At 40.5% G+C, this 14,885-nt stretch carries 13 protein-coding genes; 6 read left to right on the top strand and 7 right to left on the bottom strand.

Annotated elements, in window-relative coordinates; translation table 11 throughout:
* The first annotated feature begins 154 nt into the window (after positions 1-154).
* The 3 genes from JMX93_RS07295 (at position 155) to JMX93_RS07305 (ending at position 2,406) form a co-directional block, all read left to right on the top strand.
* Positions 155-1,288 (top strand): aminotransferase class V-fold PLP-dependent enzyme, encoded by a 1,134-nt coding sequence (locus tag JMX93_RS07295; protein ID WP_499204338.1) that lies wholly within the window; start codon positions 155-157, stop codon positions 1,286-1,288.
* 161 nt (positions 1,289-1,449) lie between these two features.
* Positions 1,450-1,887, top strand: coding sequence for a YeeE/YedE family protein (locus tag JMX93_RS07300; protein ID WP_443511364.1), 438 nt, complete (start codon positions 1,450-1,452; stop codon positions 1,885-1,887).
* Positions 1,888-1,986: 99 nt separating this feature from the next.
* Positions 1,987-2,406, top strand: a complete 420-nt coding sequence (locus tag JMX93_RS07305; protein ID WP_193012662.1) for a DUF6691 family protein — start codon at positions 1,987-1,989, stop codon at positions 2,404-2,406.
* Between the two features lie 111 nt (positions 2,407-2,517).
* Here JMX93_RS07305 and JMX93_RS07310 read toward each other — a convergent pair whose 3' ends face one another.
* Positions 2,518-4,182 (bottom strand): AMP-binding protein, encoded by a 1,665-nt coding sequence (locus tag JMX93_RS07310; protein ID WP_193012663.1) that lies wholly within the window; start codon positions 4,180-4,182, stop codon positions 2,518-2,520.
* Between the two features lie 434 nt (positions 4,183-4,616).
* Here JMX93_RS07310 and JMX93_RS07315 point away from each other — a divergent pair, with 434 nt between their 5' ends.
* Positions 4,617-6,752, top strand: coding sequence for a 2,4-dienoyl-CoA reductase FMN-binding domain-containing protein (locus JMX93_RS07315; RefSeq protein ID WP_499204339.1), 2,136 nt, complete (start codon positions 4,617-4,619; stop codon positions 6,750-6,752).
* A 199-nt stretch (positions 6,753-6,951) separates the two neighbouring features.
* Here the strand turns inward: JMX93_RS07315 and JMX93_RS07320 are convergent, their stop codons facing one another.
* The 6 genes from JMX93_RS07320 to lplA form a co-directional block, all read right to left on the bottom strand.
* Positions 6,952-7,449, bottom strand: a complete 498-nt coding sequence (locus JMX93_RS07320; RefSeq protein ID WP_193012665.1) for a GNAT family N-acetyltransferase — start codon at positions 7,447-7,449, stop codon at positions 6,952-6,954.
* A gap of 145 nt (positions 7,450-7,594) precedes the next feature.
* On the bottom strand, positions 7,595-7,819 hold the full coding sequence (locus JMX93_RS07325) for a lipoate protein ligase C-terminal domain-containing protein (protein WP_193012666.1): 225 nt from the start codon (positions 7,817-7,819) through the stop codon (positions 7,595-7,597).
* A 31-nt stretch (positions 7,820-7,850) separates the two neighbouring features.
* Positions 7,851-8,756, bottom strand: a complete 906-nt coding sequence (locus JMX93_RS07330; RefSeq protein ID WP_499204340.1) for a tetratricopeptide repeat protein — start codon at positions 8,754-8,756, stop codon at positions 7,851-7,853.
* 21 nt (positions 8,757-8,777) lie between these two features.
* The gene (locus JMX93_RS07335) at positions 8,778-9,266 is read right to left on the bottom strand and encodes a peptidase associated/transthyretin-like domain-containing protein (RefSeq protein WP_193012427.1); all 489 of its coding nucleotides are present in this window, start codon (positions 9,264-9,266) and stop codon (positions 8,778-8,780) included.
* Between the two features lie 78 nt (positions 9,267-9,344).
* Positions 9,345-10,814, bottom strand: coding sequence for a PAAR domain-containing protein (locus JMX93_RS07340; RefSeq protein ID WP_499204341.1), 1,470 nt, complete (start codon positions 10,812-10,814; stop codon positions 9,345-9,347).
* Positions 10,815-11,034: 220 nt separating this feature from the next.
* Positions 11,035-12,054 (bottom strand): lipoate--protein ligase, encoded by a 1,020-nt coding sequence (gene lplA / locus JMX93_RS07345; RefSeq protein WP_499204342.1) that lies wholly within the window; start codon positions 12,052-12,054, stop codon positions 11,035-11,037.
* A gap of 191 nt (positions 12,055-12,245) precedes the next feature.
* Here lplA and JMX93_RS07350 point away from each other — a divergent pair, with 191 nt between their 5' ends.
* Together JMX93_RS07350 and JMX93_RS07355 are read left to right on the top strand one after the other, a co-directional pair.
* On the top strand, positions 12,246-13,823 hold the full coding sequence (locus JMX93_RS07350) for an ATP-dependent nuclease (protein WP_499204343.1): 1,578 nt from the start codon (positions 12,246-12,248) through the stop codon (positions 13,821-13,823).
* Positions 13,808-14,842 carry a hypothetical protein gene (locus JMX93_RS07355; protein WP_499204344.1) on the top strand — a complete coding sequence of 345 codons (1,035 nt, stop codon included), beginning with the start codon at positions 13,808-13,810 and terminating at the stop codon, positions 14,840-14,842. The genes JMX93_RS07350 and JMX93_RS07355 overlap by 16 nt, the downstream gene beginning before the upstream one ends.
* Positions 14,843-14,885: the final 43 nt, after the last annotated feature.

Consider the following 14,885-nt stretch of genomic DNA (forward strand, 5'->3'; position numbering starts at 1 on the left):
TTAACAAAAACGTTATTTGGCGAAGTTGGCGAACAGTAGGTGTCTAGATTGGTTAGCGGTATTAAGGCAGGTTGGTTTAAGAGAGTATCTGGATTTTGCTATAGCCAATGCTTGAGAAAAATTAAACTATCTAACTATAAACTAGGAGCTTCCTATGACTGCATTACGTCAAGATATTGATCCAAACGGCTTATTAGAATACTCAGTGGTCTATACTGACCGCGCCTTAAACCACATGTCAAAAGTCTTTCAACAAGTGATGAATGACCTATCTAGCGACCTAAAATCCGTGTATAACGCCGAAGCGGTGGTGATTGTACCCGGTGCTGGTACTTATGGAATGGAAGCCGTTGCGCGCCAATTGGCCAATGATGAAGATTGCCTCATTATCCGTAACGGTTGGTTTAGCTATCGCTGGACGCAAATTTTAGAAAAAGGCAAAATCGCCAAGTCGTCTACGGTATTGACGGCACATCGTGAAGAGGGCGAGTCACCAAAACCATTTGCCCCCGTTGATATCGATGAAGCGGTTGCTAAAATTAAAGCAGAGAAACCAGCAGTGGTTTTTGCGCCGCACGTCGAAACGTCATCGGGTATTATTTTATCATCAGACTATATCAAAGCGCTAAGCGCGGCTGTACATAGCGTTGGTGGTTTATTGGTCATTGACTGTATCGCTTCAGGTTGTGTGTGGTTGGATATGAAAGATTTGGGTATTGATGTCCTCATCAGCGCCCCGCAAAAAGGTTGGAGCAGCACTCCGTGTGCAGGCTTAGTAATGCTAAGTGATGCGGCAATCGAAAAAGTAGACAACACAGAATCGGATAGCTTTAGCTTAGACTTAAAGCAGTGGTTAAATGTCATGCGCGCCTATGAAAATGGCGGTCACGCTTATCATGCCACCATGCCAACCGATAGCTTGCGTCAGTTCCGCGATACTATTAATGAGGCCAAAAAAATCGGCTTTGATACATTGTGTGATGCGCAGTGGCAATTGGGCAACCGTATTCGTGAAGTATTAGCCGCTAAAGGCATTGAAAGCGTCGCGGCGAAAGGTTTTGAAGCGCCAGGCGTCGTGGTTGCTTACACTGAGCGTGATGATATGCATAAAGGCAGTGCTTTTGCCGAAACAGGCATGCAAATTGCTGCTGGTGTACCGCTAAAAGTTGGTGAGCCGGATAACTTTAAAACGTTCCGCTTAGGTCTATTTGGTCTGGATAAATTGACCGATGTAGACGGTGCAGTACAACGTTTTGAAAGCGCACTTGATAAAGTATTGGCCAAATAATATCTTTAATTCATAAGATGTTTTTTAAATAAAAAGAATACTGAGCCTATGTAACGAGGGTTCAGTATTTTTTTACCTATTTATTATATTTTATAATATAATGTATTTATATAAAACGAAATTCAAAACTGTTTTGATAAAAATTGGCTTAGGTAAATATTATGAGTATACAAATAGATTGGCAGGCCTTTACGCCAATTTCCTTGGTAGGCGGGCTGATGCTAGGCGTTGCGACGGTTATCTTGCTATTGGGCATTGGTCGTATCGCGGGTATTAGTGGTATTTTCTCAAGTCTTCTTAAACCCAAGCGCGTCGAGATGTGGCAGGTATTATTTATACTTGGTCTCGTTATTTCACCATTATTATATCGCTTGGTCAGACCACTGCCCGATATAGAGATTAGTAGCTCTTTGCCACTGCTCATTGGGGCAGGATTACTGGTTGGTTTTGGGACACGTTTGGGTTCAGGTTGCACCAGTGGACATGGTATCTGCGGTAATGCACGACTATCACCACGTTCGATGGCGGCGACGGTGACCTTTATGTTTTTTGGTATTGTGACCGTTTATCTTGGTCGTCATGTCTTGGGTTTGATTTAAAAATCACATAGACAGTACGTTGCGAAGATAGCGATGAATATTGTTTATATCGGATGGTTATAACAGCTTGGATTAACACATTAGATGCGAGAAAAAATAATGCTAAAAAATATAATTGGATTACTGGCAGGGTTATTATTTGGCTTTGGACTGCTGATATCAGGCATGACCGATCCTGTTAAGGTACAGGGCTTTTTGGACGTCTTTGGTGCATGGGATATTTCTTTAGCACTGGTGATGGGCGGCGGTCTAATGGTGGCGATAGTCGGTGTACAATTGGCTAAGCGTCAACAGACCAGCTGGATTGGGTCATTAATTGAGATGCCAACCAAAACCACCATTAATAAAAAACTGCTGATTGGCGCGATGCTGTTCGGTATCGGCTGGGGTTTGGTCGGTATTTGTCCAGGACCCGGTATCGTGCTGCTCGGCACAGGACAATGGCAGGCCTATGTCTTTATCCCAGCAATGATAGTGGGGATGTTGGTATATCAATGGCTAGAGCCAAAGCTTAATTAATATTGGCTTGGTTTTTTTAGTTCAATAAAAGGGTCAGCCTAATTCAGTTAGGTTGACCCTTTTTTATCAATGTTCATCAATGATGTTTCATTAAGCGTTAATGATAAAAGCTTACTTAGCGCTTGCTGTTACTTTTGGCGTTTCGTGTGCTAATGACTTGGCCGCTTGACGCAGCTCAAATTTCTGAACTTTACCAGTGCTGGTCTTTGGGATTTCAGCAAAGACAATATATTTGGGTACTTTAAAACCCGCTAAATGCTGCTTGCAATGCTCCATCACAGTGTCACGCTGTAAGGTGCTGCCTTCATGAATCTCGATAAATGCCACCGGTACTTCGCCCCATTTATCATGCGGCGCGGCAACGACAGCACAGCTTTGGATTTCTGGCATTTTATATAAGATGTTTTCGACTTCGATGCTTGAGATGTTTTCGCCACCTGAGATGATGATATCTTTAAGCCTGTCCATGATTTTGATATAGCCGTCAGGATATTTAACACCCAAATCACCGGTGCGGAACCAACCATCAGCAAAGGCTTCTTCGGTGGCTTTACGGCTTTTTAGATAACCTTTCATCACCATATTGCCGCGCAGTGCCAGTTCACCCATTTCTTCGCCATCAGCGGCAACCGGCTCAGTGGTACCTTGTTTAAACAGCTCAAACCCAGTCATTAAATGTGACGTTACGCCCTGACGTGATTTCTTTTGCGCACGAGCAGCGATATCCAGCTCATCCCATTCTTGCTGCTCAGCGCAGACGGTGACCGGACCATAGACTTCGGTAAGACCGTAAACGTGCGAGATATGAAAACCCATTGCTTCCATGGCGGCGAGCATGGTTTCAGACGGCGGCGCACCAGCGACCCAGCCTTTTACTTCATGATTGATGGCGTCTTTATATTCAGCTTTTCCGCCAGCAATCATATTGTGCACCACCGGTGCTGAGCAATAATGACTGACTTTATACTTGGCAATCAGCTGCAAAATCAAATCAGCGTCAATCTTGCGCAAGCAGACGTTGATGCCCGCGCGCTCAGCAATCGTCCAAGGAAAGCACCAACCATTACAATGAAATAATGGCAGAGTCCATAGATACATAGGGTGCTTGGGCATATCCCAATCTAAAATATTGGAGACGGCATTGAGCGTCGCACCGCGATGATGATAGACCACGCCTTTGGGTTTACCCGTCGTGCCAGAGGTGTAGTTGAGCGCGATAGCATCCCATTCATCTGTTGGTTTTTCCCAATTATCCAAACTATCTGAGCTGGCGATTAATGCCTCGTAGCTCATTTGCCCAAAACGTTCAATATCGAGTGCTACATCTGTCGCATGAATCACGATTAGATTTGGAAAGGTTTCATCGATAATTTCAGCATGTTCAGCAAACTCGCTGTCTAGAATCAACACTTTGGCTTCTGAGTGTTGCAGACAAAAGGTCAGGGCGTTGATATCGAGCCGGGTGTTAAGTGTACAAAGCACACCGCCTGACATGGGCACCCCAAAAGCGCATTCGATCATGGCTGGAGTGTTTGGCATCATGACTGCAACTGTGTCATTTTTATCGATGCCTAATTTACGTAGACCATCTGCCAATTGCCGACAACGCGTGTAGGTTTGTTGCCACGTTTGCGTCAGATCATTATGTGTTAAATCGTCATAGATAATGGCAGTCTTATCAGGATAAACCTGCGCGCTACGGATAATAAAGTCGATAGGGGTAAGTGGTTGATGGTTGGCAGTATTTTTGCCAAGACCGGTATGGAAGTCTGTCATAGAGATAGTCCTTTATCTTGCTTTTATAATTCGGTGAATACGCTACAAACCTGCTATAAAGTTGGCTTCGCTATTTATCACTGTTTGATAAGCCGTTAATATTTTTGCTGATCTTCCTTGTAGCAACCCGCCGATAGATGACTCACGGTAAATATTTGTTCGTCCATTATAGACAATGCTCTGTGAAAAGCGAGTATGTTTTTAGCGCTTTCTGATATTGGACCACACGAGCAATCAGCCGAACGCACATAGTGTTCACTCATCAGTCGCTTGTCTGCATAGCTGATGATAATAGCGGTGTGTTACGATACCAGTGATGTTAAGTCCTATAGCCTAACTATTTCTAAAGAGCCTAATTTTTAAAAATCTTAACTTTTAAAAAGCCCAGCCAGCTTTAACAAGCGTTTCCACAAACCATTCATAAGGAAAATGATATGTCCGCCAGCCGTACTGCCAATGCCATTGAGACTGCCAGCACCAACGAACACTATCCGCATTTATTTGAGCCATTAGACTTGGGCTTTACGACGCTTAAAAACCGCATGGTGATGGGCTCAATGCACACGGGGCTTGAAGACCGTTTTTATAACTATGGTAAGCTGGCAGCGTATTTTGCTGAACGTGCCAAAGGCGGCGTGGCGATGATGATTACGGGCGGTATTTCGCCCAATCGCGAAGGGTGGTTACTCCCTGCTGGTGGCACCATGAATACCAAAGCTGACGTAATAAACCATCAGCGTGTGACCCGTGCGGCGCATAAATATGACAGCAAAATCATCATGCAAATCTTGCACAGTGGTCGTTACGGCTATCATCCATTTGTCGTCTCATCCAGTCCGATTAAGTCACCAATCTCACCATTTAAGCCGCGTAAGATGAGCATTAAAAACATTGAACAAACGGTAAAAGATTATGCCCGTTCGGCCAAACTTGCCAAGCAAGCTGGTTATGATGGTGTTGAGATCATGGGTTCAGAAGGCTATTTGCTCAATCAGTTTTTATCGCGTCATGTGAATCAACGTACCGACGAATACGGCGGTGATATTCAAGGTCGTATGAAGCTGGCGGTCGATGTTGTCAAAGCCGTACGCGAAGCTGCTGGTGAAGATTTTATTATTTTATTCCGCTTGTCAGTGATCGATTTGGTCAAAGACGGCAACGTCATGGATGAAGTAATTACCGTTGCCAAAGCGCTAGAAGAAGCGGGCGTGACCATCATGAATACTGGTATCGGCTGGCATGAAGCGCGTGTACCGACGATTGTCACCAGCGTACCGCGTGCTGCTTTTGTTGATTTCACTGCTGAAATTAAAAAGCATATCAATATCCCAATGATGGCAGCCAACCGTATCAATATGCCAGAAACGGCAGAAGGAATCGTGGCTAGTGGTCAGGCGGATATGATTCAAATGGCACGTCCATTCTTAGCCGATGCCCATTGGGTCAATAAAGCTAAAAATGGTCAAGCCGACCGCATCAATACCTGTATCGCCTGTAACCAAGCATGTCTTGACCATACCTTTGAAAATAAACGCTCGACTTGTCTGGTCAATCCACAAGCGTGTTATGAGACAGAATTGGTTTATAAGAAAACCAAAAAACCTAAAAAAGTTGCCGTCATCGGTGGCGGTGTCGCTGGCATGTCAGCCGCTCATGTCGCCGCACTACGTGGTCATGAGGTAACCTTGTTTGAAGCAAAAGACATCTTGGGTGGACAGTTTAACTACGCCAAAGTCATCCCTGGTAAAGAAGAATTCTTTGAAACCATTCGCTACTATATCAATGAGCTTGAGCATTTAGGCGTTGAGATTAAACTCAATACCAAAGTCGATAAAGCCATGCTTGAGAAAGCCAAATTCCATCACGTCATCGTCGCTACAGGCGTTGTACCTAGAAGCTTAGCTGGCAAACTTGAAGGGGCGGATTTGCCACAAGTAATGAGCTATGCTGAATTACTCTCTGGCGAGAAATCTGTCGGTGATACCGTTGCTGTCATTGGTGCTGGTGGTATCGGTTTTGACGTTAGTGAATATCTGACCGCCAAGCATGGTCAGCCATTAGATGAGCTAGGCCCTGAATTACTAAAAGACCCAAGCTATCGTCCAAAAGCGCAATCTATCGAAGAGTGGCGTGAAGAGTGGGGCGTGACAAATGATACCAACTATCAAACTGATGGTGGACTGATTAAGCCTGAAGCCATCAAACCTATCCGCCAAGTGTACTTGATGCAGCGTAGCAAAGGTCGCTTGGGCAGTGGTCTCAATAAAACCTCGGGCTGGGTACATCGTGCCCATGTCAAATCACACGGTGTCATCCAAGTATCAGGCGCTCAGTACGATAAGATCACCAATGAAGGCATTTGGATCACCAATAACCAAGGTCAAAGCCAGTTGCTACGTGTCGATAGCGTCGTGGTCTGTGCGGGTCAAGAGTCAGTGGTTGAGCTGATGCCAAACGTCGGTGATGCGCCAGATGCGCAATATCATCTAATTGGCGGGGCAAAATTGGCCGCTGAGCTGGATGCCAAACGCGCTATAAGAGATGGAGCAGAGGTTGCGGCAGCGATTTAGGGTTTGAATAGTTTAGGTTAAATATAGAAACGGCGAGATTAATTATCTTGCCGCTTTTTTAGTTAGAGCCTTTATTTTTATTGGGTTTATAGAATAGGTTAGAGAATACGTAATTTATCAAACTTGGTATTCAGCGGTGATTTGAGTTTAATCTGCCCTTTCTATGAAAGATTGCCATAACTAACATACCCTATACTTGCTACAACATAAATCGTTTCATCAAAACTTCATCAATATATTGTCCATTATCTTTCATTGCCTTTGTTTCTACACCATAAGTTTGAAAACCAAATTTTTTGTAAAGTTGAATTGCAGGCTTATTATCATCGGCAACCGTAAGTAAAATTTGCTCCACATGTTTTTCACTGTGTTCGATGACGGCACTAAGCAAGCTGTTTGCCACCCCTTTTCGTTGAAATTCAGGCTCGATAAATACACTTGATAAAGATGCTTTATGAGAAAACTTTATTCCATTTTCTTGTGTTAAGGTTGCTAACCCTATAATTTTACTTTTATGGTAGGCACCAAATACAGTTGAATTTAATAAACAATCTTCGAAAAAATTTAAGGGCTTGTCTGCTTCGGCCATATGGGTGGATCCAAACATTTCGGGAGAATTTTTCAAAGCGGACAGTCTGATAGCTCTGAAATCATTAGACTCATTCACATTTAAAATTTTAACATTAACGTTTAACATATGATGACCTTGTAAGTACAAGTAGATCGTTAAAATGGAAATACTTTTATAGCATATGTTAGCTATTAACTCATTTAACTTGTATGTAAACTAAAACAACAGAAATTTTTATCTTAAATATTAGCAAGCGCAGGGTATGCTGACGTTAGCCCACCCTAAATTTATATATGGCATTAAAACCCCAACCCTCCATCTCAGAATCCAGCCACTTCCCAAAACCATCAACCTGCGCCGCCAACTCCGTATGCGCTTGTTTTAGCCCATCCAGTGCCGCTTTGACAGTATTGCGATCGTATTTAATACCCGTCAGCGTATCTTTTAACAAATCAATCAATTCAACGTTTAGCGCATCTGAGAAGATAGCAATCATGTATAAATATTAAACCAAGTTGCGTATCACTCTAGTTGTTTAAACTATTCTCGATATCACCCAATGTAAGCCCCGTTTCTTGAGTGCTATAGATAGTGATGCCAGTATCATCAATTTTACCATTCATGACCAATCTACCAATGCGATTACTGGCTTCTTGATTGCCTTGGTCGGCGGCCTTTTTGTACCATTCAAAAGCTTCGTCATAGTCTTGAGGGACGCCATAGCCGTTTTCGTAGAGACCACCGATATTAAGTTGTGCTAAATCCAGATCTTGAGCGGCAGCTTTGGTATACCATTCCAATGCTTCGGTATAGCTTTGTGGCACGCCGTAGCCGTTTTCATAAAGATTGCCAATATTGTTTTGAGCATCAAAAGATCCATTGTCAGCAGCTAATACATACCACTCCATTGCTTTTTGGTAATTTTTCTCAACACCACTACCTTCATAATACATGATGCCTATACGATATTGAGCATCAGAATCTCCTTGGTTAGCAGATTTTTGAAACCATTCAAATTTTTTGAAATCATCTTGCTTAACAGCAATACCTTCGTGGTACATAACACCTAAATCAAATTGAGCATCAGAATCTCCTTGGTTAGCAGCTTGCTTAACCCATTCAAATGCTTTTTGATAATTTTGATCTACGCCTAAACCTTCATAATACATAATACCTAGATAATGTTTAGCAGGGGCATAGCCTTGATTGGCAGCTTTTTCAAATAGTTCAAAAGCTTTGTTATCATCTTCAGGAACTGAGTTGCCTTCATAGTAGGCAAGGCCAAGATCATAGGTCTCAGCAGGAGTGCTTTGATTTGATAGTACTGGTGCGTTTGATGATTCAGCTGAACAAGCGGAAACGATTAATATATTTGATAATAAAGTAGCTAATAGTAAAGACTGAATGAGAGTAGTATTTTTTCTTTGATGCATTGAAATCTCTTAGATAAACATTTATTTGCTAGGCTGGTTTGGACTTACCTGTTTATGGGTCATGGCTTTTGGTACAGGTATACACTCTACTTCTTTTTGGGATTGGTTAGGCTGACAATAATCAAGCGTGTCTGATATGATCTCTTCTTGCATCTCTAAAATATTTGGATCCGCTGGAGTCAAGTAAACTTTACCCATATTGATATACCTTTTGATATCTACGTTATAAGATTCTTGGTCTTGAGCAGTATTTGTACTGGGTAAATTACCTAACGTGTAGGATTTATCTTTGTAGTTATCTTTGATAAATATTAAAGCAGCACCGCTATAATCACTATAGTCATAACTCTTAGGAGGAAATACTCTATAGTGATACTCAATCTGCGGTATCAAAAACTTACCATCATTGTCTGTTACGTCGAAATCCTTCGACGTTAATATGACCTTAACATTACTAACAGGTTCGCTAGTCCTTCTGTCTATTACCTGCCCTTCGATCTGAGGCGTCATGTAAGCTACCTTTGCTTCACACGCCGTTAGCACTACGCACATCATAACTGTAGTCATAGAAAATATATTAAGTTTCACTTAATTAATCTCCAGTCGGCTTGCCCATAATAAACCTTTAACATCAGTTTCATTAGCCACCACACGTTCAAAAAAATCTTTTGGTTCTCCTCTAGCATATTTCATTAAATCTAACTCTCCTTTTGTAGGGTATTGATATGTATCATTTGGTGCTTGTAGTACAGTAGAGCTGCCTTCATGAATTAATGACTGATAATCACCTCGGTAGGCTGAAACGAAGGTATGGCCCAACTCATGAGCAAAGGTTTCTTCAAACTTATTATTACTATAGTCTGCATTTCGAGTGACCCATCTACCATCGCTTCTCTTCAAACAGCCAGTGTTGTAAACTACTTCTTGGAATTTAGGGAAGTTGTTCGATCGTCCAAATTTACCGTTTGTATTGTAGGTAACCTTTGTCTGATTTGTTGCCCTCTTATTGGATAATATGGCCTCGGTATATACTTGATAAACTTGTTTTTGAATAGTAACGTGCGGCTTAATATGGGAATGAGTACTATGGTTACGACTCCAATACTTTTTTACTCCAGCCGATGCAAGTTTAAGCAAATCGTTATCCGTCATGTTCGGTTTTACTAGCATTCTATTCAATAGGCGGCTGGCTTTAATTTCCTCTACCGCTACTTTAGAGGGTGGAATGCCCCTGAATTCTATAGCGTCGGCAATATTAATACGTAAACTTACATCAATACGTTTATTCTGTTTATTAATTTTAATGTCTGCCCATTGTTCTTGTTTATATCCAAACTTAACCTTTTTTGAATGATCAGCAGAAAAACCAGATTTAGACTGCCCTGTTACCTTAAACTCCTGTTCTCCATGAACAAGCATACTGCTATCATACTTATCTTTAACAAAGCCATTCCACTCAAAGGCAACCATATCTCCTGCACTAAAAATACCTATCTTCTCAGCAAGAAGTGCAGAGCCTCCTGAACTTCCAGATCCTGTACCTAATATGTTCAATTTTAAATTCTTAAAAGTACCGCTATGAATTTTTACTTCAATATAAATTTTACTGTGTTTAAGTCCGTTGGCGATGGAATCATTAAACTTTGGAATACCCATGGGTACGTAGGTATTATCTTTTAAATATATTTTGCTTAATGTTAAATACGCTCCCTTATCTTTCTCTTTAAAAAGGTTATTTTGTAAATCTGACTTCGGAAACACTAAAGGCTCTGCCTGCGCAATACTGCCAACATCAAAGTCAGACTCCGCAAATGACTGCTGAATCGCAATCAGCTTCGCGCCGCAGCTAGTGACATCGCCACCACGTGCGATGGGTGCGCCATCGACAATAAAGGATGGGTCGCCACTAAGAATGGTGGTCACCTTTTTGCATTTTTTACAGATGACTTTATCGCCTTTACGCGCGACAGGGATACCGTTATGAGTGGTGTGCGGTGAGCCGGAGATGACCGTCCCACCGTGAGAGGTCTTTGCGCCGACGGTGATATAGGCTGCCATAGTGCTACCTTGCTTAAACGTTTAAAGTTTGGACTTTTATAGCGGATCTATTATTTGCATCACATTATAGATGGCTAAAGCGTAATATATCAAACTTAAGTTTGTCTAAAGGCGTGGTTTATATGGAAAGCTGAGTCGGCATAAAGCACAAAAGCGTTTGAGTAATTGGCTGCAATAAGAACTTGAGATTTTTTATACAGTATTATTAATGAGCAAAAATCTAACCTTCCATCTCACTAGTCAGCCATTTAGACACATCATCAATTTGTACTACCAGTTCAGCATGAGCCTTATCTAATTCAGCAAGTTTGGCATTAATCTCATGTTTGTCATATTTAATGCCCATCAATGTGTCTTTTAATAGGTCAATTAATTCAACGTTTAGCGCATCAGAGAAGATAACCACATCGCGTATCACTGCGTGCTTCACATCAAGGTGCAAATCAATAATGCCCCAATCAAATCGCGTCTCAATGTGATGGGTAAATTCAGGCGTCTTACCAAAGCGCCAATTCCAGTCCGCCATTTGTTCATAGTATTTATTTAATGACGGCTCTTTTGCGAGCGTCGCTTCATCCAATTCTTCTACTGGCGTAGTGTCGCCATAATCTTTGTCGCGATAGTATTCACAAAATGCTTTGATAATCGCCTCAGATAACGTCTCGTGATTGATGTCCTCATTAAACTCAACCAAGTTGGCAACGCGCGCGCGTACCGATTTGATGCCTTTGGCTTTCAACTTAAGTGGATGCGGGTTGAGATACTCACCGAGCTTTTGCATGTTGGCATTGACCAATAAGGTCCCATGATGAAAGCTGCGATCCGCTGCATGTTTAAAAGCGCTGCCTGATATTTTCTTATCACCGACTTGCATGTCGTTACGCCCAGATAAATCTGCCTCTATGCCCAATTTTTTTAGCGCATTGATGATGATGGTGAAGTTTGCGTCTTGGTCGTAGTCGTCTTTGGGTGATAAAAAGGTAAAGTTGGTATTGCCCAAATCATGAAACACCGCGCCACCGCCACTCTGACGCCGCGCAAGGTACACCGCGTCTGCTTCCATCTTATCGATTTTGCATTCTACCCATGGGTTTTGCGAGCGCCCAATGACCACGGTCTCGCTATTGCGCCATAAAAATAGCGTGTGCGAGTCTGGGTCGAGCGTATTAAATATCCAATCCTCGGTCGCAAGGTTAAACCAAGGGTTGGTCACGGCAGATTTTAAGATGCGCAGTTTCATTGTTTGTCCTTCTTATTATGAAGATTGTTAGTAGAAGCTACTGTTATTGTTGCTGATGCGAGATTGGAATTCAATGGCTGTGTGGTAGGGAGAAGAGTTTTGAGGCTTGTTGGCGAAAAGGTTTTTCAAGGTGTTGAAAGCTTAATAGATTGATATACTCTTCATACGAGTTTTTTGTGAGGGTGTAGAGGGTGCAATATATTAAAAAGTTAAAGCTTGAAAATTTTAAGAGATTTAAGTCTTTAGAAGTGGATTTTAAAGAGGGTGTCAATACTATTATTGGTGATAATGAATCAGGGAAAAGCTCAATAATCCAAGCAATTGACTTAGTTGCAAAAGGAAGTCGTAGTAGAGTTGAGACAATTGGTATTGAGTCTTTGTTTACAAAAGAAGCCTGTACTGATTTTATACAGCTTACTCAAAAATCTATAAGTGATTTACCTGAAATACATGTTGAAATTTTTCTTAATGAAGACTCGAAGTCTGAATTAACAGGCAAACATAACTCTGATAATATAAATACAGCAGGGCTTCACTTAATTATAAAACCCAATGATGATTTGTCTAAAGAGATAACACAGTTATTAGCACAAAACCCTTTTTGCTTTCCATTCGAATTCTATATAGTTAATTTTGTTACTTTCAGTGGTGAGTCTTATTCCGGTTATAGTCGATTTCTTTCAACACTAACGATTGATAATTCACAAATTAGCAGTGAATATGCCAATAGAGAGTACACAAAGACAGTTTATTATTCGACTGTCAACGACGTTCAGCGTGTCCAATTAAAAAATGAGTATAGACAGCATAAAGAAAGCTTTTCAGCAAATCATTTAACAAGTATAAATAGCAGTATGGTTGGCAACTACGACTTTGCTATACGCTCAAGTTCTAAATCGAACTTAGAGACTGATATAGGTTTAATCGAAGATAATATTCCAATTGATGAGAGAGGGAAGGGTCAGCAATGCTTCATCAAAACTGAGTTCGTTTTATCACAAAGTTCCAATAAAAATATAGACGTATTACTACTTGAAGAACCTGAAAATCATTTAAGCCATACTAATATGAAGCGATTAGTATCAAGAATTGCGGATTCTGAACAAAATCAGATTATCATCGCTACTCATAATAGCCTAATTAGTAGCAGGTTGAATTTAAGAAAATCAATTCTATTGAGTAGTACAGGTACCAGTATTGCTACACTTGAAAACCTTTCAATTGATACCGCCAAATTTTTTATGAAAGCACCTGACAATAATATTTTAGAGTTCATTTTGTCTACTAAAGTTATTTTAGTAGAAGGTGATGCAGAGTATATGCTATTTGATACCCTGTATCGTAATCAAAGTCGTAATCTTGAAGATGATGCTATCCATATTATTTCAGTAGATGGGTTGAGTTTCAAAAGATATTTAGATTTAGCGAAAATATTGAATATAAGAGTTGCTGTTATTCGTGATAATGATGGAGATGCTCAAAAAAATTGTATTGCTAATTATGCCGAGTACCCTGAAGATAACATCAGTATTTTTTACGACTCAGACGATACAGTACGTACGACTTTTGAAATATGTGTTTATGAGGATAATAAGGATTTCTGTGACAATCTATTTAATAATGGCATTATTCAAAAACTACCGTTAGATTACATGCTAGATAATAAAGCCGAAGCTGCCTATAGAATTGCTGAAAAATGTGATTCTGATCAAGTCTTTTTAAAAGTGCCTGACTATATAGAGAGGGCAATAGTATGGATAAACGAGTAATTCTAGCCGTTGCGGGTTCAGGAAAGTCTAGTACCATTATAGATAAGCTCGACGAAAAGATAAGAGCTTTAATTGTCACGTATACAGATTTGAATACTAAACAGCTTAAACAGCGGATTATCAATAAATTTGGCTATATGCCAAATGGTATTAAGGTTTACTCGTACTTCTCATTTATATATGCTTTTTGTTTTAGACCTATTTGTGGTTACGAGTTAAAAACTAAAGGTTTGGTATTCCTGAATCCTCTTCCGCAACATATACAGCGTAGTAGTAAAGATTGTCGTTTACATTGGATGAATGGTCATAATCGCCTCTATTCGAATAGAGTAGCTAAGCTTTTGATTGAGGCTGGTGCAATCGATGAGGTTATTGCGAGAATAGATAAATATTTTGACCTAATCTGCTTTGATGAAGTACAGGATTTTGCTTCAAACGATTTTAATTTTATTTGTAAGCTAGTCAATTCAACAAAAGAAGTACTATTAGTTGGTGATTTTTATCAACATACTTTTGACACGAGTCGAGATGGATCGACAAGAAAAAATTTGCATAATAATTATGAAAGTTACTGTAGAGAGTTACGTAAAGTGGGTTTTTATATTGATGAAAATGCACTTTCAAAAAGTTATCGATGCAGCCCTACAGTTTGTGACTTTATATCTCAAAAGATGAAAATATCAATTGACTCGTATAGAACAGATAATGTTCATATTCGTTTTATAGATAAGGACCTCGAAATTACAAGCATTTTTAACAACGACTCAATAGCTAAGCTATTTTATCAGAAGAGTGATAGATACATAGGGAATACTGCTAATTGGGGAGCTGTAAAAGGCACTGATGGATATAAGGATGTATGTGTTGTTTTGAATCCTAATACTAGTAAAGCATACCATGAGAACAAGTTACATGAACTATCAGCTATTACATTGAATAAATTGTATGTTGCATGCTCAAGACCTAATGGTAATCTATATTTTATTGATGAAAAGAAATTAAAAGCATTTATTAAGTGATGAATATATTTGTAGAACAAGGTAGTGAAACGCATCCTGCATA

Origin of the sequence: Psychrobacter muriicola 2pS (genome assembly GCF_904846535.1) — a bacterium.
Taxonomy (GTDB): domain Bacteria; phylum Pseudomonadota; class Gammaproteobacteria; order Pseudomonadales; family Moraxellaceae; genus Psychrobacter; species Psychrobacter aquimaris.

What these genes read in the sequence shown, in the direction of transcription:
- JMX93_RS07295 (WP_499204338.1), top strand. Translation starts at nt 155, where the DNA reads ATGACTGCATTACGTCAAGATATTGATCCAAACGGCTTATTAGAATAC.
- JMX93_RS07300 (WP_443511364.1), top strand. Translation starts at nt 1,450, where the DNA reads ATGAGTATACAAATAGATTGGCAGGCCTTTACGCCAATTTCCTTGGTA.
- JMX93_RS07305 (WP_193012662.1), top strand. Translation starts at nt 1,987, where the DNA reads ATGCTAAAAAATATAATTGGATTACTGGCAGGGTTATTATTTGGCTTT.
- JMX93_RS07310 (WP_193012663.1), bottom strand. Translation starts at nt 4,182, where the DNA reads ATGACAGACTTCCATACCGGTCTTGGCAAAAATACTGCCAACCATCAA.
- JMX93_RS07315 (WP_499204339.1), top strand. Translation starts at nt 4,617, where the DNA reads ATGTCCGCCAGCCGTACTGCCAATGCCATTGAGACTGCCAGCACCAAC.
- JMX93_RS07320 (WP_193012665.1), bottom strand. Translation starts at nt 7,449, where the DNA reads ATGTTAAACGTTAATGTTAAAATTTTAAATGTGAATGAGTCTAATGAT.
- JMX93_RS07325 (WP_193012666.1), bottom strand. Translation starts at nt 7,819, where the DNA reads ATGATTGCTATCTTCTCAGATGCGCTAAACGTTGAATTGATTGATTTG.
- JMX93_RS07330 (WP_499204340.1), bottom strand. Translation starts at nt 8,756, where the DNA reads ATGCATCAAAGAAAAAATACTACTCTCATTCAGTCTTTACTATTAGCT.
- JMX93_RS07335 (WP_193012427.1), bottom strand. Translation starts at nt 9,266, where the DNA reads ATGACGCCTCAGATCGAAGGGCAGGTAATAGACAGAAGGACTAGCGAA.
- JMX93_RS07340 (WP_499204341.1), bottom strand. Translation starts at nt 10,814, where the DNA reads ATGGCAGCCTATATCACCGTCGGCGCAAAGACCTCTCACGGTGGGACG.
- lplA (WP_499204342.1), bottom strand. Translation starts at nt 12,054, where the DNA reads ATGAAACTGCGCATCTTAAAATCTGCCGTGACCAACCCTTGGTTTAAC.
- JMX93_RS07355 (WP_499204344.1), top strand. Translation starts at nt 13,808, where the DNA reads ATGGATAAACGAGTAATTCTAGCCGTTGCGGGTTCAGGAAAGTCTAGT.